This is a genomic window from Streptomyces sp. GL_148, assembly GCF_057834205.1.
On record NZ_CM174396.1, the window covers coordinates 5,855,772 to 5,879,124 of the forward strand.

Sequence of the window (23,353 nt, forward strand, 5' to 3'; positions counted from 1 at the left end):
CGGTCGAGCCGGGCGCACTGTCGGCAGGTCCTCGGACTTGCGGATGCAACCGAAGGTCGGTGCATTTCATACCGTTGCGGGACAGTTCCGGATTCTCACCGGATTCCCCTGCGACGACAGCGAGCACGAGCATACATGTGGGGGCCGGTGCTCGCGGTAGCCCCCACATGTTGTGTCGCTCCTCCCGGGCGGTATGCCGCTAGAGCTCCAGGCGGTAGGTGAGCAGGGGGAGGCCGGGAACCGGGTACCAGTCCCGCTCCGGCGTCCGTACGAAGCCCAGCCGGTCGTAGATCCGGTGTGCCCCGAGCATCTTCTCCGTGGTCGACAGGACCAGGTGGCTCACGCCTTCCAGCTCCCGGGCGCGGCTCACGCAGGCCCGTACGAGGGCTTCGCCGGCGCCGCGTCCGCGCGCCGCCGGGGAGACGGCCAGCATCCGGAACTCCGCCTCGCCGGGACCCGCGATGTCGCACAGCGGGCTGCCGGGAGGGGCGAAGGTCACACCGCCGAGCAGGGTGCCCTCGTACTCCGCGACGAGCACCTCGCCGTCGGGGGCCCGGCCGGCGACGTCGTGCAGCCGGCTCAGGTAGGGGTCTTCCTCGGCGAAGTGCAGCAGTCCGTCGTCGAGGTAGGCTCGTGCGGTGATCGCGCCGAGCTCTTCGTATTCGGCGGCCGTCGCCGTCCTGATGATGATGTCCATGGCTCCGAGTGTGCGTCAGGGCAGGAAAAGGGGCCGCCGCGTTCCGTCGGGTGGACGGAGCCGCGGCGGCCCTTGAGGCGGCGCAGGTTCAGCAGCAGCGGAACCCTTCGCGCGGATCACCCTCGCGGGCATCCGTACGGGCCCGCTCGAAGGCCCGGCGCGACTGGACCTCCGCGTCGGGATCGTGCGTACGGGCGTGGGCGACGTAGCGGTCGTAGGCCGCCTCGCCCGAGAACTCCCGTACGAAGTACCGGGCCCGGCCCAGTGCGTGGCGCAGGCGCGTCACGCCGGTTCTCGCACGGAGTCCTTCGCGCGGCCCCCGCCCGAGTCGAGGCCGGCCGCGGCGAGCTCCCCCCGCTCCTCGGCGGTCGGGATGAGCCCGGCCGGGGCGACGATCTTGGACTCGGTCCACGGGACCTCGGCCAGGGTGACCGACTCGGGCTTGCGGATGGCCTTGAAGCAGGTCCGGGCCGCGTCGACCAGCACGACGATGATCAGCAGGGCGAAGAACACCGACAGGACGCCGTCCACCGTGGCGTTGGTGACCACGGTGTGCATCTCGTCCATGTTCTTGGCGGGCTTGAGGACCTTGCCCGCGTCGATGCCGTCCTGGTAGACGTCCCGCTGCGCGAAGAAACCGATCTTCGGATTGTCAGAGAAGATCTTCTGGTAGCTGGCGGTGAGCGTGACGGCCAGGTCCCAGGCCAGCGGAACGCCCGTCACCCAGGCCCACTTGAGCCGGCCCGACTTGATCAGCAGGGTGGTGCAGACGGCCAGGGCGACCGCTGCGAGCAGCTGGTTCGCGATGCCGAACAGCGGGAAGAGCTGGTTGATGCCGCCCAGCGGGTCCTTGACGCCGACCCACAGGAAGTAGCCCCAGCCGCCGACGACCACCGCGCTGGCGAACCAGACGCCCGGCTTCCAGCTGACGTCCTTGAAGGACTTGTGCACGTTGCCGAGGGTGTCCTGGAGCATGAACCGGCCCACGCGGGTGCCCGCGTCGACCGTGGTCAGGATGAACAGGGCCTCGAACATGATGGCGAAGTGGTACCAGAACGCCTTCATGGAGGAGCCGCCGATCACGGCCGAGAAGATCTCCGACATCCCGAGTGCGAAGGTCGGCGCGCCGCCCGTACGGGACAGCAGGCTGGTCTCCTCCACGTCCTGCGCGGCCCGCGCGAGGTCCTCGGGGGAGATGGCGAAGCCGAAGTTCGTCACGGCCTGCGAGGCCGTCTCGACGGTGGCGCCGACGACGCCGCCGGGGGAGTTGATGGCGAAGTACAGGCCCGGATCGATGATGCAGGCCGCGATGATCGCCATCACGGCGACGAAGGACTCGGTCAGCATCGCGCCGTAGCCGATGACCCTGACCTGGGTCTCCTTCTGGATCATCTTCGGGGTGGTGCCCGAGGAGACCAGGGAGTGGAAGCCGGACAGGGCTCCGCAGGCGATGGTGATGAAGACGAAGGGGAACATCGAGCCGGCGAAGACCGGGCCGTCGCCGCGCGAGGCGAAGTCGGTGATCGCCGGCATCTTCAGCGTCGGCATGGCGATGACCACGCCCACGGCCAGCAGCCCGATGGTGCCCACCTTCATGAAGGTGGAGAGGTAGTCGCGCGGGGCGAGCAGCATCCACACCGGCAGGACGGACGCCACGAAGCCGTAGGCGATCATCCAGATGACCAGCGTCTCCTTCTCCAGGGTGAAGGTGTCCGCCAGCGAGGACTCGGCGACCCAGCCGCCCGCGACGATGGCGAGCAGCAGCAGCGCGACACCGATGACGGAGACCTCGGTGACCTTGCCCGGGCGCAGGACGCGCAGGTAGAAGCCCATGAGGAGGGCGATCGGGATGGTCATGCCGATGGAGAAGACGCCCCACGGGGAGTGCGCCAGCGCGTTGACGATGACCAGGGCCAGCACGGCCAGCAGGATGATCATGATGGCGAAGACGCCGACCAGCGCGGCGGCGCCGCCGACCGGGCCGATCTCGTCCCGGGCCATCTGGCCGAGCGAACGGCCGTTGCGCCGGGTGGAGAAGAAGAGCGTGACCATGTCCTGGACGGCGCCCGCGAAGATCACGCCCACGACGATCCAGATGGTGCCGGGCAGGTAGCCCATCTGCGAGGCGAGTACGGGACCCACGAGCGGTCCGGCGCCGGCGATGGCGGCGAAGTGGTGGCCGAACAGCACGCGCCGGTCGGTCGGGTGGAAGTCGACACCGTTGTCAAGGCGTTCGGCGGGGGTGGCGCGGGTCTTGTCCACCTTCAGGACGCGGTGCGCGACGAAGCGCGCGTAGAAGCGGTAGCCGATCGCGTACGAACCCAGGGCCGCGGCGAGCAGCCAGGCGGCCGAGATCTCCTCGCCGCGCGAGAGCGCCAGCACGCCCCAGCCGATGGCCCCCACGAGCCCGACGAGTACCCACACGGCCACGGCCTTGGGGGACATGCCCCCTGACGGTGAAGGCGAGCCCGGCGTGATGCCCCCGCCCGCCGCTTCCTGTTCCGTTCTCGATGCTTCCGGTTCCGGCATGACCTCTGGTCCCCTCGTCGATCATCTGCGTAAGCGCAGGGAATCTACGGGGTCCGACCGCTGGGCGTAAGCCCCCGTCCGCAATCCGGTACCACATCGGAGCCGGGGCCGCTCGCGACTCGGGGGCCTTCTCTGTGCCGGGAGTCGGCTTGGTTTGCGCGCATGGCGCGAAATCGCTGCCGATCATGGCTGGAAGTCATCTACGGCTGCCCCTCCCGCGTGAATCTTCGTCGATCTGCTGCTGTGGCATCCCGCATGAGGTGCATCTACGGATAGGTGGACGTAGAGCTGCAGTCCTGAACGAAAGGGAAATGCCCGGTCATGCGCTGCAGCGCGTGGCCGGGCATTTTTCTGTGCCGAGATTCCGTTGCCGCGAGGGGTGCTACACGGCGGGGCGCTGGAGGCGGGCGACGAACTTGTAGCGATCGCCGCGGTACACGGAACGCACCCACTCGACGGGCTCCCCGTCGGTGTCCAGCGAATGGCGGGACAGCAGCAGCATCGGCAGCCCGACGTCGGTGCCGAGCAGCCCGGCCTCGCGCGGGGTGGCCAGCGAGGTCTCGATGGTCTCCTCCGCTTCGGCGAGGCGCACGTCGTACACCTCGGCGAGGGCGGTGTACAGGGAGGTGTACTTGACCAGCGAACGGCGCAGCGCGGGGAAGCGCTTGGCCGACAGGTGCGTGGTCTCGATGGCCATCGGCTCTCCGCTGGCCAGGCGGAGGCGTTCGATGCGCAGGACCCGGCCGCCGGTGGCGATCTTGAGGAGACCGGCGAGGGTGTCGTCGGCCGTCACGTAGCCGATGTCCAGGAGCTGGGAGGTGGGTTCCAGGCCCTGGGCCCTCATGTCCTCGGTGTACGAGGAGAGTTGGAGCGGCTGGGAGACCTTCGGCTTGGCGACGAAGGTTCCCTTGCCCTGGATCCGCTCCAGCCGGCCCTCGACGACGAGCTCCTGGAGGGCCTGGCGCACCGTGGTGCGGGAGGTGTCGAACTCGGCCGCGAGCGTGCGCTCGGGCGGCACCGGTGTGCCGGGTGGAAGGGTTTCGGTCATATCGAGCAAGTGGCGCTTGAGCCGGTAGTACTTGGGCACGCGTGCCGTGCGGGTGGCCGCCCCGCTGTCCGGCTCCGTGATCGCCCCTTCGGTGGCCATCGCCGCCCGCCTTCCCGACTCCAGTTTCGTTGCCGTCACCGGCTCCTCCGATATGTGCGGTCACATCGTGACACGGGAGGGAGGGCAGGCCTCCTCCCTCCCCCAGGTGTCGGTCCGATAACGGACCGATCACCCGCTCATTAGACCCTTGACACCCCTAAAGGTCTAGGCCAAGCTCCAGCTACTGGTCTACACCAATATGGATCGGATCCCGGCCCCACGGGCAGTACTTGGTGCTTTTTGAGTCACCGCGGCGGGCAAGGGAAGTTGCAGGCAGCATCCCTGAGGAGGGTGGCGTGAAGCGCAAGCTCATCGCGGCGGTTGGAGTCGCGGGCATGGTTATCGGCCTCGCGGCGTGTGGTGGGTCCGACGACAAGGGGACCGACAAGGCAGCCTCCGGCGCCAAGGAGCTGACCGTCTGGCTGACGGTCGACGCCCAGAACAACTGGCCGGGCCTGGTGAAGGCGGCTGACGACGCGATCATCGCGAAGCACCCCGGCCTCACCATCAAGCACGAGTACTACGGCTGGCCGGACAAGAACGCCAAGCTCGACGCGGTCCTCGCGACGGACAAGGCCCCGGACGTTGTCGAGATGGGCAACTCCGAGATGATCGGCTACATGTCGACCGGCGCCTTCGCCGAGGTCGACCCGGCCAAGTTCGAGAACTCGGCCACGTGGCTGGACGCCCTCAAGGAGTCCGTCACCTTCGACGGCAAGACCTACGGCGTCCCCTACTACGCCGGTGGCCGAGTCGGTACCTGGCGCAAGGACCTCGCCGCCGAGGCCGGCGTGACCGCCGCCCCGAAGACGTGGGCCGAGTACACCGGCGCCCTGGACAAGATCCAGAAGGCGAAGGGCGACAAGTTCAGCGCCCTCTACCAGCCCTCTCCGGACTGGTACGCCGCGATGTCCTACGTCTACGACGCCGGCGGCGCCATCGCCAAGCAGGACGGCGGCAAGTGGAAGGGCTCGCTGTCCTCCCCCGAGTCGCTGAAGGGCCTGACGCAGTACAAGGACCTCCTCGACAAGTACATGCACGCGGACAAGACCAAGGACGAGTCCGACCGTCCGGTCGTCTTCGCCCAGGGCAACTCCGCGGCGATCTTCGCCGCCGCGTGGGAAGGCGCCGTCGCGGCCGACCCGAAGAACGACAAGGTCGGCGGCCTGGCGGACAAGCTGGAGAACTTCGTCCAGCCCGGTCCGAACGGCAAGAACCTCCCGGTGTTCCTCGGCGGCTCGGACCTGGCGATCCCGTCCAAGTCCAAGGCGCAGGACATCGCCGCCGAGTGGATCAACGTCTTCACCGGCGCGCAGGGCCAGAAGGGCCTGATCGAGAAGGGCAACCTGCCCAACAACAAGACGGACCTCGGCCCGCTGAAGGCCGACCCGAAGACCGCGGTCGGCGCCACGGCGGCCGAGTCCTCGTGGTTCGTCCCGACCGCTCCGGGCTGGGGCCAGGTCGAGAAGGGCAAGCTCCTCCAGACGATGCTCCAGGAGATCGGCACCGGCAAGAAGTCGGTGGAGGAGGCGGCCAAGGCCGCTGACGCCGAGATCGACAAGGTCATCAACACCAAGTGACCTGTAGTCAGCAGGGCCCCGCCGCCTAGGCGGGGCCCTGCTGCCCGTCAAGAGAGGGACTCCCGAGGAGCGCGCGATGAGTGCCGCACAGACAACCACCGCCGACCTGCCGCCGGCGGAACAGACGACTTCCACCGGAGCAGGTACGGGGAGCAAGGGCACACCGGACGGATCGCCCCGCAAGGGTTCGGGCGCGACCCCTTGGCTGCTGCTGGCTCCGTGCATGCTGATCATCGCCCTCGTCATGGGGTACCCGCTCTACAGACTCGTGACCCTCTCCTTCCAGAGCTTCGGCAAGAAGGAACTCTGGGGCTTCAAGGACGCCGAGTTCGTCGGCGTGGACAACTTCACGAAGATCCTCGGCGACTCGGTCTTCTGGTCCGTGGTCCTTCGCACCATCGTCTTCGCGCTCGGCGCGGTCATCCTGACCATGGTCATCGGCATGCTCATCGCGCTGCTGCTGCAGAAGGTCTCGGGCGTGGTCAAGGCGCTCATCAGCGTCGCGCTCGTGGCGAGCTGGGGCATGCCGATCATCGTGGCCACCGCCGTCTTCAAGTGGCTCTTCGACGCCGACTACGGCGTCCTCAACTACCTGATGAGCAAGCTGCCCGGCGTGGACATGATCGGGCACAACTGGTTCGCCAGCGGCCCCCAGGGCCTCATGGTGATCATGCTGCTGGTGGTCTGGGGTGCCGTGCCCTTCGTGGTCATCACCCTCAGCGCCGGTCTGACCCAGGTGCCCAAGGAGCTGGAGGAGGCCGCGCGCCTCGACGGCGCCGGAGCCTGGGGCGTGTTCCGCCACGTCACCCTCCCGATCCTGAAGCCGATCATCGTCATGCTGACGACCCTCTCGGTGATCTGGGACATGGGCGTCTTCCCGCAGGTCTTCGTGATGCGAAACGGCAACCCCGAGGCCGAGTTCCAGCTGCTGACGACGTACTCGTACCAGCAGGCCTTCGTGGTCAACGACTACTCGGGCGGCTCCGCCATCGCCCTGGTGACCGTGGCCCTGCTGCTCGGAGTCGTCGCCGTCTACATGCGCCAGATGCTCAAGATCGGAGAGGTGGAATGACCCTCACCACCGCGACCCCGCCCGCCCGCCGCAGCAAGCAGGGCGCCCGGAGGAAGCTGAAGGCGAAGCTCGGCTGGAACGTCGTCGGGCTCCTGGTCTTCGCCGTCGTGGGCTTCCCGGTCTACTGGATGCTGAACACGGCCTTCAAGCCGGCCAAGGACGCGATCGACCCGGATCCGCACTTCTTCCCGCGCACCTTCACGCTGGACAACTTCCGGCGAGCGCTGGAGATCTCGGACTTCTGGGGTCCCGTCGGCCGAAGCATGATCGTCTCGTTGGTGGTGGTCACCATCGGGATCGCCATCGGCCTGCTGGCCGCCCTGGCCATCTCCCGCTTCGCCTTCCGCGGTCGCAAGGTCGTGATCGTCGGCATCCTCGCCGTCCAGATGATCCCGCTCGTCGCGATGATCATCCCGGTCTTCCTGCTCCTCAACGACCTGGGCCAGTACGACAAGCTCACCGGCTTGATCATCACGTACCTGACCTTCGTCCTCCCCTTCACGGTGTGGACGCTGCGCGGATTCATCGTCAACATCCCGAAGGAACTGGAAGAGGCCGCCCAGGTGGACGGCTGCACGCCGACCGGCGCCTTCCTGCGGGTGGTCTTCCCGCTGCTGGCCCCCGGCATGGTCGCCACCTCCGTCTACGCCTTCATCCAGGCGTGGAACGAGTACCTCTACGCGCTGATGCTGATGAGCCAGCAGAACCAGACGGCCACCGTCTGGCTCGGCAACTTCACCACCAAGAACGGCACCGAGTTCGCCCCCATGATGGCGGGCTCGACCATGATGGCGATTCCGATCGTCATCCTCTTCCTCATCGTCCAGCGCAAGATGGCCGCGGGTCTGACCGCCGGCGCCGTGAAGGGATAACGGCCCATGACTGTCCTTGCGCACCGCACCACTGCGTCCGATTCGAACGACGCCTTGACCCGGGACGCCCTCGCGGTCCTGCAGCCCGGCTTCGAGGGCACCACCGCCCCCGCCTGGCTGCTGCGCCAGGTCGCCGAAGGCCTCACCTCCGTCGGTCTCTTCGGCCGCAACATCACCTCGCCCGAGCAGCTCGCCGCGCTGACCGCGCAGCTGCGCGGCGAGCGGGACGACGTGCTCGTCGCCATCGACGAGGAGGGCGGCGACGTCACCCGCCTGGAGGTCCGGGGCGGCTCGTCCTTCCCCGGCAACCTGGCCCTCGGCGCCGTGGACGACGTGGACCTGACCCGCGACGTCGCCCGCGAGCTGGGCCGCCGGCTCGCCGAGTGCGGGGTCAACCTCAACTGGGCCCCGTCCGCCGACGTCAACTCCAACCCGGACAACCCGGTCATCGGCGTACGGTCCTTCGGCGCCGACACCCACCTCACCGCCCGGCACACCGCCGCGTACGTCGAGGGCCTCCAGGCCGCCGGCGTCGCCGCCTGCACCAAGCACTTCCCGGGCCACGGCGACACCAACGTCGACTCGCACCACGCGCTGCCGCGCATCGACGTGGACCTGGAGACCCTGGCCGCGCGGGAACTCGTGCCGTTCCGGGCCGCCATCGAGGCCGGCACCAAGGCCGTCATGAGCGCCCACATCCTGGTGCCCGCCCTGGACCCGACCCGCCCGGCCACCCTCAGCCCGCAGATCCTGACCGGTCTGCTGCGCAAGGAGCTCGGCTACGAGGGCCTCATCGTCACCGACGGCATGGAGATGCACGCCATCGCCGGGACGTACGGCATCGAGCGCGGCTCGGTGCTGGCCATCGCGGCCGGTGCCGACGCCATCTGCGTCGGCGGCGGGCTCGCCGACGAGGGCACCGTGCTGAGGCTGCGCGACGCGCTGGTCGCGGCCGTCCGCGAGGGCTCGCTCCCGGAGGAGCGGCTCGCCGAGGCCGCAGCCCGGGTCCGCTCGCTGGCCGAGTGGACCCGTCAGGTCCGTCAGGGCGCGCGGCCGGAGGGGAGCAGCGCGCCCGGCATCGGCCTGGCCGCGGCCCGCCGTGCGGTGGTGGTGACGGGTTCGCCCACCGCCGCCGCCCCGGTGAACGCCCCGTACATCGCCACGCTCACCCCCGTCGCGAACATCGCGGTCGGCGACGAGACCCCGTGGGGGGTGGCCGGGGAAGTGTCCGCGCTGATCCCGGGCACCGACTCGGGCGTGTACCCACAGGGGTCCGCCGCCGCCGACATCCTGGCCGCCGCGGGGAACCGCACCGTCGTCGCGGTGGTCCGCGACGCGCACCGGCATCCCTGGATGACCGAGGCCCTGGACGCGCTCGTCGCGGCGCGGCCGGAGACGATCGTGGTCGAGATGGGCCTGCCGCGGGCCGAGCCGCGGGGTGCGCTGCACATCGCGACGCACGGCGCGGCCCGGGTCTGCGGGCGCGCTGCCGCTGAGGTCATCGCGGGGGTTTAGCGGGCCGTGCGGGCCGGCTGCCGGGGCTCCGCCCCGGACCCCGCGCCTCAAACTCCCCCAGCTACCGCTGGGAGGTGCCCCCGGGCGGGGCTGGATTTCCACGACGAAGGGCCGGGCCCCCTCAGGGGGCCCGGCCCTTCGTCGTGTACCAGTACGTCCTACAGACCCTGCCAAGCGGGCTTGTTGGCGTAGGTGTGGCGGAAGTAGTCCGCCAGCTTCAGCTTGGACGCGGCGGCCTCGTCCACGATCACCGTGGCGTGGCGGTGCAGCTGGAGCGCGGAGGCCGGCACGAGGGCGGACAGCGGGCCCTCGACGGTCTGCGCGACGGCTTCGGCCTTGCCCTCGCCGGTGGCCAGCAGGACCAGGTGGCGGGCGTCGAGGATGGTGCCGATGCCCTGGGTGATGACGTGGTGGGGCACCTGCTCTATGTCGTTGTCGAAGAAGCGCGCATTGTCCACGCGGGTCTGCTCCGTCAGCGTCTTGATGCGGGTGCGGGAGGCGAGCGAGGAGCAGGGCTCGTTGAAGCCGATGTGCCCGTCCGTGCCGATGCCGAGGAGCTGGAGGTCCACGCCGCCGGCCGCGGCGAGGGCGCGGTCGTAGGCGTCGCAGGCGCCGACGATGTCCTCGGCCGAGCCGTCCGGGCCCATGAAGGAGACCTCGGACAGGCCCAGCGGCTCGACGACCTCGCGCAGCACGACGGCGCGGTAGGACTCCGGGTGCCCGGCCGGCAGGCCGACGTACTCGTCGAGCTGGCAGACGCGGGCCTTGGAGGCGTCGACCAGTCCGGCCTTCACCTTGGCGGCGAGCGCCTCGTAGATGGGCAGCGGGGTAGAGCCGGTCGCCACGCCGAGCAGGGCGTCGGGCTTGCGGCGGACCAGGGCGGCCATGGCCTCCGCGATGAGCTCGCCGCCTGCCTTGGCGTCCGGGACGATGACAACTTCCACGCGGGGCCTGCCGATCTGGAGTGGGACGTTGTGGTATAGACCAATCTAGCAGAGGCGGGGCCCTGTTGCCGGGTCTTCGCACACTCCATGGTGGGCCGGATCCGCGGCTCCGGCCTCCCGGGCGCCGGGCCCGTCAGAGCAGCGAGAGCTGGAGCCCGCCCGTCGCGGCGAGGTGCTGGCCCGTGATCCAGCGGGAGTCCGGGGAGGCCAGGAAGGCGACCACGTCCGCGACCTCCTGCGGGGTGCCGAGCCGGTCGAAGACGGAGCGGGAGGCGGCGTGCGCACGGGCCGCCGGGTCCGCCAGCCAGGCCGCGTTCAGGTCGGTCTCCACGACCCCGGGGCCCACCGAGTTCACCGTGATGTTCCGCGGTGCGAGCTCGGCGGCCAGCGAGACCGTCAGCGCGTTCACCGCGCCCTTGGCCATGACCGTGGCGAGGATCGCGGGCAGGGCGATGTCCGGGGTGCCGGTCACGTTCACGATCCGGCCGCCGTCCCGCAGCCGCTCCAGGCCGTGCTGGATCACGAAGAACGGGGCCTTCGCGTTGAGCGCGTGCACCCGGTCGTACGTCTCCTCGTCGGTGGAGCCGATGCCGGCGAAGGTGACCCCGCCCGCGTTGTTCACCAGTACGTCGACCCCCTCGGTGGCCAGCGGATGGGCCGCGTACGCCGCCCAGAGGGCCTGCGCGCCGCCCTCGACGCCGAGCTCCGCCCCTACGGCGAAGGCGCGGCCCCCGGCCGCCTCGATGGCGCCCACGGTCTCCTTGGCCGCCGCCGCGTTGTATCCGTAGGCCACCGCGACCAGCGCCCCGTCTCGGGCGAGGCGCTCCGCGATGGCCCGCCCGATGCCCCGGCTGCCGCCCGTGACCAGTGCCGTCTTCCCCTCGAGCACGCCCATGGCGCGCCCCCCTTTCGATAGTGGTCGCTACAGAAAGGACCGTATCAGATTTCGTAGCGCCCGCTATAGAATGAGCTCATGGTGACCGGACAGCGCGGCAGGCCCCGCTCCTTCGACCGCGACGCGGCCCTCGACAAGGCGATGTTCGCCTTCTGGGAGCGCGGCTACGAGGCGACGTCGATCTCCGACCTGACCGCCTCGCTCGGAATCAGCGCCCCGAGCCTCTACGCGGCGTTCGGCGACAAGCGCAAGCTCTTCGACGAGGTCGTGGTGGTCTACGGCGGCCGCTATGGGGACTTCGCGGCCGTGGCCCTCGCCGAGGAGCCCACCGCCCGCGCGGCGATCGGGCGCATCCTGCACGAGGCGGCGGAGGTCTACACCGACCCCGCCCACCCGCCAGGCTGCATGGTGATCAGCGCGGCCGTCAACACCACCTCGGACGAGGTGGCGCAGGCGCTGCGCGTGCGGCGCGAGGCCAATCTGGTGGCGTTCGAGAGCCGGATCCGGGCCGCTGTCGCCACGGGGGAACTGCCGGCCGGCACCGACACCCGGGCGCTGGCGCGCTACGCCGGAGCGGTGCTGCAGGGGATGTCCCAGCAGTCGCGCGACGGCGCGGGCCGGGAGGAGCTGGAGGCGGTGGCGGAGCTGGCCATGGGGGCCTGGCCGCAGCGGGCGCCGCAGTAGGGGCGCCCCACGGGGGCACGCGTTCCTCTGGGCCACGGTGCCGAACGGGACCCTCGGCCCGCCCGGCACCGTAGCCCGGAGTACTTACGGCCGGCGGGTGTGCGGTGCCCGACGGCCGGTGGGAGGTGACGCGCGGTCAGGGCAGAGCGCGCGACTTACCTCGATCCGTCCTCCTGTGCGGGGAGGGCGGAAGCTTGATGCAATTGTGGACTAGACCAATCTGTTCTGTCCATCCAATGCAGCGACCCTGGTTCCCGTCGCTTCCTCCAAGCCTACGCGGAAGCGGGGGCTCCTGGATACTCCGTGGTCACTTCGGAGAATCGCGCTGCGGAAAGTCATGGCCCGTACCCGGGGTACGCTCGCCACGTGCCCTCCATGAACGACCTCGTACGCCAGCACACCGCTCTCAGTGAAACCGACCTGGAGTGGCTCCACCTGCTGGTCTCGGAGTGGCAGCTGCTCTCCGACCTCTCCTTCGCCGACCTCGTGCTGTGGGTTCCCACCCTCGACGGCAGCCGATATGTCTCGGTCGCGCAGATGCGCCCGAACACCGGCCCCACCTCGTACCAGGACGACATGGTCGGCCACCTGGTCCCGCGCGGCCGTCGCCCGCTGCTCGACGCCGCGCTCGACGAGGGCCGCATCGTGCGCGAGGGGGACCCGGAGTGGCGCGAGGAGGTGCCGGTCCGCGTCGAGTCGATCCCCGTGCGCCGCGAGGGCCGGGTCCTCGGAGTGATCGCGCGCAATACCAACCTGCTCACTGTGCGTACACCCAGCCGGCTGGAGCTCACCTACCTCCAGTCCGCCTCCGACCTGGCCCAGATGATCGCGGCGGGCTCCTTCCCGTTCCCCGGCCAGCAGGTCGACATGGACGCCTCACCGCGCGTCGGCGACGGCTTGATCAGGCTCGACTCCGAGGGCGTGGTGACGTACGCGTCCCCGAACGCGCTCTCCGCCTACCACCGGCTCGGCCTCGCCTCCGACCTGGTCGGCCAGCACCTGGGCACCATCACCTCCGAACTCGCACCCTCCCGCGGCCCGGTGGACGAGGCCCTGGTCAAACTCGCCAGTGGCTGGGCCCCGCGCGAGACCGAGGCCGAGGGCAGCGGCGGGGTCATCCAGCTGCGCGCCATCCCGCTCAAGCCCAAGGGCACCCGGATCGGCTCGCTCGTCCTGTGCCGCGACGTCACGGAACTGCGCCGTCGCGAACGTGAATTGATCACCAAGGACGCGACCATCCGGGAGATCCACCACCGGGTCAAGAACAACCTCCAGACCGTGGCCGCGCTCTTGCGCCTACAGGCCCGCCGAATGGATTCGCCGCAGGGGCGCGAGGCGCTGAACGAAGCCGTCCGCCGCGTCGGTTCGATCGCGATCGTGCACGAGACGCTTTCTCAGAACCTGGACGAGCGGGTCGAGTTCGACGAGATCGCCGACCGCGTGATCGCGATGGTCTCCGAGATCTCCCCGGGCAAGGTCGACTGCCGGCGCACCGGCCGCTTCGGAATCCTGGACGCGGAGGTCGCCACTCCGCTGTCGATGGTGCTGACGGAGATCCTCCAGAACGCCCTGGAGCACGCCTTCACCCAGGGCGAGGGCGGCACCGTGGAGGTGTCGGCGGCCCGCTCGGGCACCGGCCGGGACGATGCCCGGCTGCTGATCTCGGTGGTCGACGACGGCTGTGGTCTGCCCGAGGGGTTCGACCCCCAACGGGCCGGCAACCTCGGGCTGCAGATCGTACGGACCCTGGTGGAGGGCGAACTCGGCGGCACCTTCGACATGGTGGCGTCCGAGCCGCGCGGCACCAAGGTCGTCCTCGACCTGCCGGCCAGTCCGCAGAAGTAGCGCACCGCACCGATTACTCAGAGTGATGTCAAGGGCTCCGGAAGGGGTCCGGACAGCACTGAACCCCGGACCGAATGGTTTTCGGTACGGGGTTCAAGAGCACGTTGCGAAGCGCTTATATGGGTACTACGCGCTGCGGCTCGAGGCTCGAAATTCGATGTCAGGCGGTTGCGTTGCGCGCCCGATTGCGAGCGGCACGGCGCTTCATTGCGCGGCGCTCGTCTTCGCTGAGACCGCCCCAGACACCGGAGTCCTGACCGGACTCGAGCGCCCACTGCAGGCACTGCTCCATGACGGGGCAACGGCGGCAGACGGCCTTGGCTTCCTCGATCTGCAGCAGCGCAGGACCGGTGTTGCCGATGGGGAAGAAGAGTTCCGGGTCTTCCTCGCGGCAAACGGCGTTGTGACGCCAGTCCATGGCTGCTCCATCTCCTTGTATTGCGGGCAGGTTGCTTGTGAATGTGAACGCTTTCACGAATCCCTCCGTGAGGGAAGGGAGACCGCCCAGTTTGGGTGAAAACTCGCCCTGGGCTGCCGGAGATTCGTGGAGGGGTTCTGGCGGTCTGTGTGGGTGCCGGGTTCTGCGGGCTGTCCCGATCGCCATGTAGAGATTCGCAAACCTCGGACGGGGATACAACCCCTTCCGGAAAGTTTTTTTTGATTCGTCGGTGTCTACTAGGTCACAGCCCTACTTCCTAGGGGTGGACCGGCGTGTAAACGTTCGAGTGAAAGGCCTTTCAGCCCTTCCACTCACACAATCACACGCAGTGCACGGCGTACGCCTGTGAACCGAACGCTGGTGCGCAGCCCGAGGTGGTCACCGTCCATCTGGAAGGGAAGCGGCACCTTCGAATGCAAGGTGAAGTCCGTCAGATCGTGCAGAGACACCGCATGCTTGCCGTGCGGTCCGCGCTCAGGAGTCGAGGTCAGGAGCTGTGTCGCGTAGCGAGCGACCGCCGGAGTTGACAAACGGTCCAGTGCCAATACGTCAAGCGCAGTATCGAACGACGCCTCCGGGGAGGCGTAGAGCGGCCGGTTGCCCAGATATGTCCAGGGTGACGTGTTGCACACTATCGACAGCACCAGATCCGTCACCGGATCCGCGCCGGGCCGCTCCAGGGTTACCATGCCGCGCCGGCGGTGGGGCTCTTCCCAGAACTGGCGCATCAGCTGTCGCACGTACAGGGCATGGGTCGAACGCTTGCCCCGTTCCCGCTGCTGTTCGACGCGCCCCACCACACCCGCGTCGAAGCCGAAGCCCGCGCAGAAGGTGAACCAGCGCGCCGGAACCGACTCGTCGTCCGTGCCCGGGGTGCCGGCCGCGAGCCCCAGGCCGACCGTCCGCTCGCGCCGCTCCCGCAGCGCGTCCAGCAGAGCGCCGGTCGCCTCGACCGCGTCGTTGGGCAGACCGAGCGCGCGGGCGAAGACGTTGGTGGAGCCGCCGGGGACCACGGCGAGCCCGGGCAGCCGCTCCGGATCGGGGCCCTCGTGCAGCAGTCCGTTGACCACTTCGTTGACGGTGCCGTCACCGCCCAGGGCGACCACCAGGTCCACACCGGTCTCGGCCGCCCTGCGGCCCAGGTCCCGGGCGTGGCCGCGGTATTCGGTGGTGACCGCCTCCAGCTTCATCTCGCTGGCGAGGGCGTGGGTCAGGACGTCGCGCGTGCGCGCACTGGTCGTCGTCGCTGCTGGGTTGGCCACGAGGAGTGCACGCATGGGCGTCAGCCTACCGACCCCTTCCGGCGCCGCCCATACTGGCCGTCCCCTCCGGGTGCGGGAGGGGCGCGGCTACCCTGCTGGGGTGAGTACGAAGCCCACCCCCACCGAGTCCGCCGTCCGCTCCCCGCTGCCCCGCCGGCTGACCGCGGCCGCCGTGCTGACCGCGCTGGAGGGGCTGGCCCTGGCCGGGCCCGGCGTCGCCGATCTGTACACGGGCGTCGCCGGGGGCGCCGACCCCGTGCAGGCCCTGACCGGCGGGGTCACCCTGCTCGTCCTGGCCGCGCTGCCGCTGGTCGCGGCGCGCGGGATGCTCCTGGGCCGGCGCTGGAGCCGCGGCCCGGCGCTGATCACCCAGCTGATGTCGCTGCCCGTCGCCTGGATGCTGTGGACCGCGGGAGGGGCGATGAAGGCCGCCGCCGTGGCGCTGGCCCTGGTGGCGGTGGCCGTCACGGCCCTCCTGGTGAACCCGAAGGCCACCGAAGCCCTGGGCATCGGGCCTGCGGAACAGGCCCGATAGCCCGTACGGGCGGCTGTGCCCCTCTACTCCTCGACCAGGAGCTTCTCGCGGAGCTGGGCCAGGGTGCGGGCCAGCAGCCGGGAGACGTGCATCTGGGAGATGCCGACCTCCTGGGCGATCTGCGACTGGGTCATGTTGCCGAAGAACCGCAGCAGCAGGATCCGCTTCTCCCGCGGCGGCAGTCCTTCGAGCAGCGGCTTGAGGGACTCGCGGTACTCGACGCCTTCCAGCGCCTCGTCCTCCGAGCCCAGGGTGTCCGCGACCGCCGGCGACTCGTCGTCGGTGTCCGGGACGTCCAGCGAGAGCGTGCTGTAGGCATTGGCCGATTCCAGGCCCTCCAGCACCTCCTCCTCGGAGATCCCCAGCCGTTCGGCCAGTTCGTGCACCGTGGGGGAGCGGCCGTGCTGCTGGGATAGTTCCGCCGTCGCCGTGGTCAGCGAGAGCCGCAGCTCCTGCAGGCGCCTGGGAACCCGTACCGCCCAGCCCTTGTCGCGGAAGTGGCGCTTGATCTCGCCGACCACCGTGGGCGTGGCGTACGTGGAGAACTCGACCCCGCGGTCCGGGTCGAAGCGGTCCACCGACTTGATCAGACCGATGGTGGCGACCTGGGTCAGGTCGTCCAGCGGCTCGCCGCGGTTGCGGAAGCGCCGGGCCAGGTGTTCGACCAGCGGCAAGTGCATCCGTACGAGCCGGTTGCGCAGCTCCGCCTTCTCCGGCGAGCCGTCGGGCAGCTCCCGGAGCTCGATGAACAGGGCCCGCGCGCCGCTGCGGTCGCGCGGATCCGGCAGGGGCAGCGGCGCAGTGAACACCGGAGCCCGAAGGGCTTCGGTGGTGTCCGCGGCCGGGGTTACGTCCGCGGCCGGAGCCGCCGGCTGGGCCGTGGCAGCGGCCCCCGGTGGCTGGACCGGCAGTGTTTGGTCGTGCTGGTTCTCGCTCACAGGGCCCGCCCGTCGCTCCGCCGAGTCCAAAAAGCCGTTTTCCGCATCCGTGTCAGCCGGGTGCGGCCGGGCGTGCTGCTGCTCCGGAATGCCGCCGTCGACCTCGTGTCCTACCCGGGGCCGATCCCCGCCCCGCACCGGGACCTCCCCGCCGCTCACGCCGGGCCTGGTCCCGCGCCGCGCTGTTTGTAGAGGCTGATGCTCACCGTCTTGTTCTCCTCGACCGTGGCCTCGACCTTCCCGGCGAGCGCCGAGAGGACCGTCCACGCGAACGTGTCGCGCTCCGGCGCCCGGCCGTCGGTGGTCGGGGCGGAGACGGTCACCTCCAGCGAATCGTCCACCAACCGGAAGACGCAGCTGAGGACGGAGCCGGGCACGGCCTGCTGGAGCAGGATCGCGCAGGCCTCGTCCACCGCGATGCGGAGGTCCTCGATCTCGTCGAGGGTGAAGTCCAAACGTGCCGCGAGGCCGGCCGTGGCCGTCCGCAGCACAGACAGGTAGGCACCCGCAGCGGGCAGCCGGACTTCCACGAAGTCCTGGGTCCCGGGCTCGCCTGCGATCTGGGACACCCTCACCTCCAAGGTGGTACGAGCTCTGTTCGCCGTGACGCTATCGCGATCCGGGCGATCGTGTCGCGGCACCCCTGTCGGAGGGTGCAGAGCCCCGTCGAACATAGCTGGCCGAAAGGCCGTACCTGCGACCAGTGACTGATGGTAAGCCCATGGGGACGCACAGTGGCTAGGGGTCTGCGGGCCCAAATCAGGGGAACCGGCGGAGGGCTGATCTACCCCACTTCAGACGATCGAACCGTCGACAAAACACCATCGCCACGTCTCGCCCGGTTCGAAGCTGCGCATCACCGGATGTCCGGTCTCCCGGTGGTGCGCCGTGGCGTGCCGGTGGGGCGAGGAGTCGCAGCAGCCGACGTGCCCGCACCCCAGGCACAGCCGGAGCTGGACGGGATGACTGCCGAGCGCCAGACATTCGGGGCAGGTCTGGGCAAGCGGGACCGGCTCGGGGCGCGGCAGTTCGGGAACGTGGGTGCACTCGCTCATGATGGCCAGCGTACTGAGGTACGGGCGCCCGGGATGCCATGACTCAAGCGAGGATGATCTTCGATGGAGGTATTGCCGCTGGTGGCGCTGGTCGCCGGCTGCGCGGTCGTTGCGGGGCTGGCCCGCCGCACTCCGGTGCCCGCGCCCCTGCTGCTGGTCGCCGCCGGACTGGCCGCGGCCTACGTGCCGGGCGTGCCCGAGTACGACCTGGACCCGCACATCGTGCTGCCGCTGCTGCTCCCGCCGCTGCTCTACACGGCCGCGGTGGACAGCTCGTACCTGGACCTGCGGGCGAACATCCGGCCCGTGGCGCTGCTCTCGGTGGGGTACGTGCTCTTCGCGACCGTCGCCGTCGGGTACGCGGCGTACCTGCTGGTGCCGGGGCTCTCGCTGCCGGTGGCGCTGGTCCTGGGGGCGGTCATCGCCCCGCCCGACGCGGTCGCGGCGACGGCCATCGCCCGCAAGCTCGGGCTGCCGAACCGGATCACGACCATCCTCCAGGGTGAGTCCCTGGTCAACGACGCCACCGCGATCACCGCGTTCAAGGTCGCGCTGGCGGCGGCGGTCGGGGCGAGCGCCGGCTGGACGGACGGGATCCAGGAGTTCCTGCTGGCCTCGGTGGGCGGGGTCGCGGTCGGCCTGCTGCTGATGGTCCCCCTCCACGTCCTGCGCAAGCGGATGCGCGAACCGCTCCTGCAGAACACCCTGTCGCTGCTGATCCCCTTCGTGGCCTACGCGGCCGCCGAGCGGGTGCACGCGTCGGGGGTGCTGGCGGTCGTGGTGGTCGCGCTGTACCTCGGGCACCGCAACTGGCAGGTCGACTTCGCGACCCGGCTCCAGGAGGAGGCGGTCTGGAAGATGGTCGCCTTCATCCTCGAATCGGTGGTCTTCGCGCTGATCGGACTCCAGCTGCCGGTGGTGCTGCAGGGGCTGGGGGAGTACGAGGGCGCGGCCGCGGCGGGCTACGCGGTGGTGGTGTTCCTCGTCGTGGTGGCGGCCCGCTTCGCGTGGGTCTTCCCGGCGACGTTCCTGCCGAGGCTCTCCCCGCGGATCCGCGCGCGCGAGCCGGAGACGAGCTGGAAGGCACCGGTCATCGTGGGATGGGCCGGGATGCGGGGCGTGGTCTCGCTGGCGATCGCCTTCTCCGTGCCGATGAGCGTGCCGCACCGGAACCTGATCCTGTTCCTGACCTTCACCACCGTGATCGGCACGCTGGTGGTCCAGGGCCTGACCCTGCCGCCGCTGATCCGGCTGCTGCGGCTGCCGGCCAAGGACACGCACGCCGAGACCCTGGCGGAGGCCCAGGCCCAGAGCGAGGCCTCGCGGGCGGCGGAGGACCGCCTGACGGAACTCCTGGCCTCCCCGGCGAACGCCCTCCCGCCCCCGCTGGCGGACCGGCTGCGCACGGTGCTGGAGCGGCGCCGCAACGCCGTGTGGGAGCGGCTGGGGGAGGTCAACGCGGTGACGGGCGAGTCCGCGGACGACGTCTACCGCCGCCTGGCCGGGGAGATGATCGCGGCGGAACGCGAGGTCTTCGTCTCCCTGCGCGACGCCCGCCGCATCGACGACGAAATGCTCCGGGCCCTGCTGCGCCGCCTGGACCTGGAGGAGGCGGCGGCGTACCGGGAGGAAGCGGGCTGAGACCGGGCCGGCGGCCCCGGCGACGCTGCGCAGGGGCCGCCGGCCGCACGCGGGAGGGCAGCCGGGGCTCCCTGCCGCCCCGGGACACGGGCTACGGGCGGCCCGCGCCGCCCCGGGGCCCGGGCTACGGGCGGCCCGTGATGACCGCCGTCAGGGTGGTGCCGCGGGGGAAGGTGCCCGCGCGGGTCAGGGCGAGCAGGGCCCAGAGGAGCTTCGCCACGTAGATCCGCTCCACCGGCAGGCCGTGGCGGGACTCGAAGTCCGCCGCGAACTCCTCCAGCTCGGCGGGGACGCGGGCGTAGCCGCCGTGGGCGTAGCCCTCGGCCAGTGACCAGTCGCCCGCCGGACCGCCGAACGCGGCCGCCTGGAGGGAACGTATCTCCGCCTCCAGGAAGCCGCCCCCGACCACCGGGACCCCCACCGCCCGCTGTCCCGCGCCGAGCCCCGCCGCCAGCCCGGCCAGCGTGCCCCCGGTCCCGCAGGCCACGGCGGCCACGTCGCAGACACCGCTCAGCTCGCGGCCCAGCTCGGCGCAGCCGTGCAGCGCGAGGGCGTTGCTGCCGCCCTCGGGGATCACGTAGGCCCGCTCCGCGCCCGCCGTCGCGGGCAGCCCGGCCTTGTCCCGGTAGGCCGACCGGGACACGAAGTGCAGGCGCATGCCGTCCGCCGCGCACCGGGCCAGCGAGTCGTTCAGCGGCCGCCCCGCGAGCTCGTCCCCCCGTACGATGCCGACGGTCGCCAGCCCCAGCAGCCGGCCGGCCGTCGCGGTGGCCCGCAGGTGGTTGGAGTAGGCCCCGCCGAAGGTCACGAGCTCCGGGTACCCGCCCGCGACGGCGGCCCGGAGATTCGGCGCGAGCTTGCGCCACTTGTTGCCGGGCAGCTCCGGATGCACCAGATCGTCCCGCTTGAGCAGCAGCCGCACCCCCTGCGCGGCGAACCGCTCGTCGCGGACCTCCCGCAGCGGCGAGGCGGGCCGGGGGCGCAGGATCAGGTCGGGGTCGGGGTCGGGGCAGGGGTCGGCTGAAGGTTCCACCCGCCCATTGTGTGCCGCACCCGCCCGCCGCGTCGCACGTCAGAGCGGGTCTGCTCCGGACGGCCGTCCCCGGCGGCTATTTCAGCCGTTCCGTGATCCGGTCGCGCATCGAGGCCATCGTGAAGCCCTTCGGGTCGATCTTGCCCGGGCGCCATTCCAGGTGGCCGATGACCGAGCGGGCGGACCAGCCGTGGGCGCGGCACAGGGCGGCCGACGCGCGGGCCATGGCGTCGAGTTGGGCGGCCGGCCAGGGGTCCTCTCCGTCGCCGAGGTTTTCGCACTCGAAGCCGTAGAAGTGGCGGTTGCCGTCGGTGTTCGCGTGCTGGTCGGGCGGCAGGCGCTTCTCGGCGACCACCGCCGCCAGGACGTCGGAGTCGCCCGCGCCGGCGTGGTTGGCGCGGCCGTGGCCGACCAGGTGGACCCGGCCGTCCTTGGTGATCACGCCGTGGCAGAGGGGGCCGGGGAGGTCTGCGTGGCCGTCGCGGCAGAGCTGGACGGTGTACGCGGCCCCGTGCGTGACGGTGTGGTGGAGCATCACTCCGTGCACCGGGCCCCAGGGGCCCTTGTGGTTGCGGTTGCGGGTGCGCCAGCCGCCGACTTCGACGACCGTCAGGCCCTCGGCCCGCAGGGCGCCCAGGAACCGGTCAGCGGACAGGGGTGCGGACATGACCGCCTCCTTCTGGCTGTGAGTAGCTGGATAGTTACTCAACGTTTAGTGGAGGCGGTCGTTCCGTCGCAAGGGCGCGCACCCGGCGCACGGCTCACGCAGAGGCGAGCCACAGGTCGGGGCCGAAGACCTCGTAGTGGATGTCCGCGGGCGCCACGCCCTTGGTGATGAGCTGCTCGCGCGCCGCCCGCATGAAGGGGAGCGGGCCGCAGAGGTAGGCCTTCGTGCCCGGGGCGACCGGGACGGCGGTGAGGTCGAGGAGGCCCTCGTGGTCGCCGGGCTCGGCGTCGGCCTCGTACCAGAAGTGCGCCGAGGCGTCGGCGAGCTTGCCGGTCAGGGCCCGGTGGTCGGTGCGCAGGGCGTGGTCGGCGGGGGAGCGGTCGGCGTGCAGGACGGTGACGGGGGCCGTGTGCGCGGTGTCGGCCAGGTGCTCCAGCATCGAGAGCATCGGGGTGCAGCCGATGCCGGCCGAGGCGAGGATCACCGGCGAGGCGGAGTCCTGGAGGACCAGGTCGCCGTAGGGGGTCGAGACGCGCAGGGTGTCGCCGGTGGCGACCTCGGCGTGCAGGTGGTTGGAGACCTCGCCGTCGGGGCCTGCGGCGGCCGGGCCGTGGACCCGCTTGACGGTGATCGAGCGGACCGGCGAGCCGGGGGCGCTGGAGAGGCTGTACTGGCGGATCTGGCGGGCGCCGTCGGGGAGTTCGACCTGGACGGAGACGTACTGGCCGGGCTTGAAGCCGGGCGCGGGGGCGCCGTCGGCCGGGGTGAGGTGGAAGGTGGTGCAGTCCGCGGTCTCCTCGACGCGGGCGGCGACCGTCCAGTCGCGCCAGACGTCGCCGGCGAGGACCTGCTGCTCGGCGTAGAGGCGCTCCTCGATGGTGATGAGGGCGTTCGCCATGAGCCAGTAGACCTCGTCCCAGGCCTCGGCGACCTCGGGGGTGACGGCCTCGCCGAGGATCTCCACGATCGCCTCGAAGAGGTGCTTGTGGACGACCGGGTACTGCTCGCGGGTGACGCCGAGGGAGGCGTGCTTGTGGGCGATGCGGTTCAGCATCACGTCGGGGCGGGCGTCGGGGTGCTCGACGAGGTGGGTCGCGAAGGTGGCTATCGAGCCGGCGAGGGCCTGCTTCTGGAGGCCGGCGTTCTGGTTTCCGCGGTTGAAGAGGTCGCGGATCAGTTCGGGGTGGGCCTCGAAGAGCTTCCCGTAGAAGAGCTCCGTGATGTCGCCGATGGCCGCGCCGACGGCGGGCAGGGTGGCTCGTACGGTCGCGGTCGACTTCTCGGAAAGCATCGGTGACTCCTCGGGTCGGGGTGGATCGCAGAAGTGGTATTCAAGATGCGTATTTATGGGGATGGGGTGGGTGCGGGGGTTGCGGGCGTCCGCCATGGTGCGGACTTGTGTTCGAAGGGGTTGTGCGGATCAGGCTATGCGGGCCCAGTGGCGGTGTGAACCGGCCATCCGGCCCTTGTCGTCAGGGCCTTTCGGCCCTCGGCGATACGCCCGAAATGCCCAGCAGGAGCGGCCCGGTCGGGGCTGCGACCAGGTCGTTCACCGTCAGCGGGTCCAGCGAGGCGAAGAAGGCCTCCTGAGCCCGGCGCAGCGCCCCGCGCAGGACGCAAGCGCTGCGCAGTGGGCACGGGACGGTGCCGTCGCAGTCCACGACGTCGCCGGCGCCCTCCAGCTCGCGGATCACCCCGCCCACCGAGGCGGCACGCCCGGCGGGGGTCAGGGTCAGGCCGCCGCCGCGTCCGCGGCGGGCTTCGACCAGGCCGAGATGCTGCAGCCTGGCGACCACTTTCGCGGTGTGGGTGTACGGGACCTCCATGGTCGCCGCCACGTCGCGGGTGGTGGGAAGGTCCGCCTCCGCGACGGCCAAACGCATCAGGACGCGCAGGGCGAGGTCGGTGAATCGGGTCAGCCGCATGGGTCCAACGTAGAAAACTTGCATCCACGGTGCAAATTTAAGGCGCCGGCCATCGCGCGGGATGGCCGAAACGGGTGG

Annotated in this window: 23 protein-coding genes and 1 riboswitch; of the genes, 8 read left to right on the forward strand and 15 right to left on the reverse strand. The window is 70.5% G+C overall.

Annotated elements, in window-relative coordinates:
* Window positions 1–5: 5 nt before the first annotated feature.
* A riboswitch (cobalamin riboswitch) is annotated at window positions 6–133 on the reverse strand.
* A gap of 66 nt (window positions 134–199) precedes the next feature.
* The 4 genes from AC3IYI_RS27010 to AC3IYI_RS27025 all read right to left on the reverse strand — a co-directional run bounded on the left by AC3IYI_RS27010 (window position 200) and on the right by AC3IYI_RS27025 (window position 4,373).
* Window positions 200–697 carry a GNAT family N-acetyltransferase gene (locus AC3IYI_RS27010; RefSeq protein ID WP_489406164.1) on the reverse strand — a complete coding sequence of 166 codons (498 nt, stop codon included), beginning with the start codon at window positions 695–697 and terminating at the stop codon, window positions 200–202.
* Window positions 698–785: 88 nt separating this feature from the next.
* A complete protein-coding gene (locus AC3IYI_RS27015; protein ID WP_489406165.1) occupies window positions 786–983 on the reverse strand; it encodes a CstA-like transporter-associated (seleno)protein in 198 nt (65 codons plus the stop codon).
* Window positions 980–3,142, reverse strand: a complete 2,163-nt coding sequence (locus tag AC3IYI_RS27020) for a carbon starvation CstA family protein (RefSeq protein ID WP_489406166.1) — start codon at window positions 3,140–3,142, stop codon at window positions 980–982. Before AC3IYI_RS27020 ends, AC3IYI_RS27015 begins: the two co-directional genes overlap by 4 nt.
* A gap of 466 nt (window positions 3,143–3,608) precedes the next feature.
* Complete coding sequence (locus AC3IYI_RS27025) at window positions 3,609–4,373, reverse strand: GntR family transcriptional regulator (protein WP_243336098.1); 765 nt, start codon at window positions 4,371–4,373, stop codon at window positions 3,609–3,611.
* 296 nt (window positions 4,374–4,669) lie between these two features.
* Between AC3IYI_RS27025 and AC3IYI_RS27030 the strand changes: the two genes are divergently transcribed.
* The 4 genes from AC3IYI_RS27030 (at window position 4,670) to AC3IYI_RS27045 (ending at window position 9,412) form a co-directional block, all read left to right on the forward strand.
* Entirely contained in the window at window positions 4,670–5,953 is a 1,284-nt protein-coding gene (locus AC3IYI_RS27030; protein WP_489406167.1) for an extracellular solute-binding protein, read from the forward strand.
* A gap of 76 nt (window positions 5,954–6,029) precedes the next feature.
* Complete coding sequence (locus AC3IYI_RS27035; protein WP_489406168.1) at window positions 6,030–7,025, forward strand: carbohydrate ABC transporter permease; 996 nt, start codon at window positions 6,030–6,032, stop codon at window positions 7,023–7,025.
* Window positions 7,022–7,897: a carbohydrate ABC transporter permease gene (locus tag AC3IYI_RS27040; RefSeq protein WP_489406169.1), complete on the forward strand. Its 876-nt coding sequence runs from the start codon at window positions 7,022–7,024 to the stop codon at window positions 7,895–7,897. The genes AC3IYI_RS27035 and AC3IYI_RS27040 overlap by 4 nt, the downstream gene beginning before the upstream one ends.
* 6 nt (window positions 7,898–7,903) lie before the next feature.
* Window positions 7,904–9,412, forward strand: a complete 1,509-nt coding sequence (locus AC3IYI_RS27045; RefSeq protein WP_489406170.1) for a glycoside hydrolase family 3 protein — start codon at window positions 7,904–7,906, stop codon at window positions 9,410–9,412.
* A gap of 158 nt (window positions 9,413–9,570) precedes the next feature.
* Here AC3IYI_RS27045 and nagB read toward each other — a convergent pair whose 3' ends face one another.
* Window positions 9,571–10,356 (reverse strand): glucosamine-6-phosphate deaminase, encoded by a 786-nt coding sequence (nagB, locus tag AC3IYI_RS27050; protein ID WP_489406171.1) that lies wholly within the window; start codon window positions 10,354–10,356, stop codon window positions 9,571–9,573.
* Window positions 10,357–10,489: 133 nt separating this feature from the next.
* Window positions 10,490–11,251 (reverse strand): SDR family oxidoreductase, encoded by a 762-nt coding sequence (locus AC3IYI_RS27055; protein ID WP_489406172.1) that lies wholly within the window; start codon window positions 11,249–11,251, stop codon window positions 10,490–10,492.
* A 78-nt stretch (window positions 11,252–11,329) separates the two neighbouring features.
* Between AC3IYI_RS27055 and AC3IYI_RS27060 the strand changes: the two genes are divergently transcribed.
* A complete protein-coding gene (locus AC3IYI_RS27060; protein WP_489406173.1) occupies window positions 11,330–11,935 on the forward strand; it encodes a TetR/AcrR family transcriptional regulator in 606 nt (201 codons plus the stop codon).
* Window positions 11,936–12,310: 375 nt separating this feature from the next.
* The gene (locus AC3IYI_RS27065; protein ID WP_243336156.1) at window positions 12,311–13,780 is read left to right on the forward strand and encodes a sensor histidine kinase; all 1,470 of its coding nucleotides are present in this window, start codon (window positions 12,311–12,313) and stop codon (window positions 13,778–13,780) included.
* A gap of 160 nt (window positions 13,781–13,940) precedes the next feature.
* Here AC3IYI_RS27065 and AC3IYI_RS27070 read toward each other — a convergent pair whose 3' ends face one another.
* Window positions 13,941–14,198 carry a WhiB family transcriptional regulator gene (locus AC3IYI_RS27070; RefSeq protein ID WP_004937597.1) on the reverse strand — a complete coding sequence of 86 codons (258 nt, stop codon included), beginning with the start codon at window positions 14,196–14,198 and terminating at the stop codon, window positions 13,941–13,943.
* Window positions 14,199–14,530: 332 nt separating this feature from the next.
* Window positions 14,531–15,496, reverse strand: coding sequence for a diacylglycerol/lipid kinase family protein (locus AC3IYI_RS27075; RefSeq protein WP_489406174.1), 966 nt, complete (start codon window positions 15,494–15,496; stop codon window positions 14,531–14,533).
* An 85-nt stretch (window positions 15,497–15,581) separates the two neighbouring features.
* Here AC3IYI_RS27075 and AC3IYI_RS27080 point away from each other — a divergent pair, with 85 nt between their 5' ends.
* Window positions 15,582–16,016, forward strand: a complete 435-nt coding sequence (locus AC3IYI_RS27080; RefSeq protein ID WP_489406175.1) for a hypothetical protein — start codon at window positions 15,582–15,584, stop codon at window positions 16,014–16,016.
* A 23-nt stretch (window positions 16,017–16,039) separates the two neighbouring features.
* Here AC3IYI_RS27080 and AC3IYI_RS27085 read toward each other — a convergent pair whose 3' ends face one another.
* The 3 genes from AC3IYI_RS27085 to AC3IYI_RS27095 all read right to left on the reverse strand — a co-directional run bounded on the left by AC3IYI_RS27085 (window position 16,040) and on the right by AC3IYI_RS27095 (window position 18,009).
* Window positions 16,040–17,113: an RNA polymerase sigma factor SigF gene (locus AC3IYI_RS27085; protein ID WP_489406176.1), complete on the reverse strand. Its 1,074-nt coding sequence runs from the start codon at window positions 17,111–17,113 to the stop codon at window positions 16,040–16,042.
* On the reverse strand, window positions 17,110–17,523 hold the full coding sequence (locus AC3IYI_RS27090; protein ID WP_214949331.1) for an ATP-binding protein: 414 nt from the start codon (window positions 17,521–17,523) through the stop codon (window positions 17,110–17,112). Before AC3IYI_RS27090 ends, AC3IYI_RS27085 begins: the two co-directional genes overlap by 4 nt.
* Window positions 17,524–17,748: 225 nt before the next feature.
* Complete coding sequence (locus tag AC3IYI_RS27095; protein WP_250750367.1) at window positions 17,749–18,009, reverse strand: UBP-type zinc finger domain-containing protein; 261 nt, start codon at window positions 18,007–18,009, stop codon at window positions 17,749–17,751.
* A 63-nt stretch (window positions 18,010–18,072) separates the two neighbouring features.
* Between AC3IYI_RS27095 and AC3IYI_RS27100 the strand changes: the two genes are divergently transcribed.
* A complete protein-coding gene (locus tag AC3IYI_RS27100; RefSeq protein ID WP_489406177.1) occupies window positions 18,073–19,650 on the forward strand; it encodes a Na+/H+ antiporter in 1,578 nt (525 codons plus the stop codon).
* A 124-nt stretch (window positions 19,651–19,774) separates the two neighbouring features.
* On the opposite strand, the gene AC3IYI_RS27105 is transcribed toward AC3IYI_RS27100, so the two are convergent.
* From AC3IYI_RS27105 to AC3IYI_RS27120, 4 genes are all read right to left on the reverse strand, one after another.
* Window positions 19,775–20,683, reverse strand: coding sequence for a 1-aminocyclopropane-1-carboxylate deaminase/D-cysteine desulfhydrase (locus AC3IYI_RS27105; protein ID WP_489406178.1), 909 nt, complete (start codon window positions 20,681–20,683; stop codon window positions 19,775–19,777).
* A gap of 76 nt (window positions 20,684–20,759) precedes the next feature.
* Window positions 20,760–21,350 carry an N-acetylmuramoyl-L-alanine amidase gene (locus tag AC3IYI_RS27110; RefSeq protein ID WP_489406179.1) on the reverse strand — a complete coding sequence of 197 codons (591 nt, stop codon included), beginning with the start codon at window positions 21,348–21,350 and terminating at the stop codon, window positions 20,760–20,762.
* Window positions 21,351–21,444: 94 nt separating this feature from the next.
* On the reverse strand, window positions 21,445–22,641 hold the full coding sequence (locus tag AC3IYI_RS27115; RefSeq protein ID WP_489406180.1) for a globin domain-containing protein: 1,197 nt from the start codon (window positions 22,639–22,641) through the stop codon (window positions 21,445–21,447).
* Between the two features lie 181 nt (window positions 22,642–22,822).
* On the reverse strand, window positions 22,823–23,275 hold the full coding sequence (locus AC3IYI_RS27120) for an RrF2 family transcriptional regulator (RefSeq protein ID WP_489406181.1): 453 nt from the start codon (window positions 23,273–23,275) through the stop codon (window positions 22,823–22,825).
* Between the last annotated feature and the right edge of the window lie 78 nt (window positions 23,276–23,353).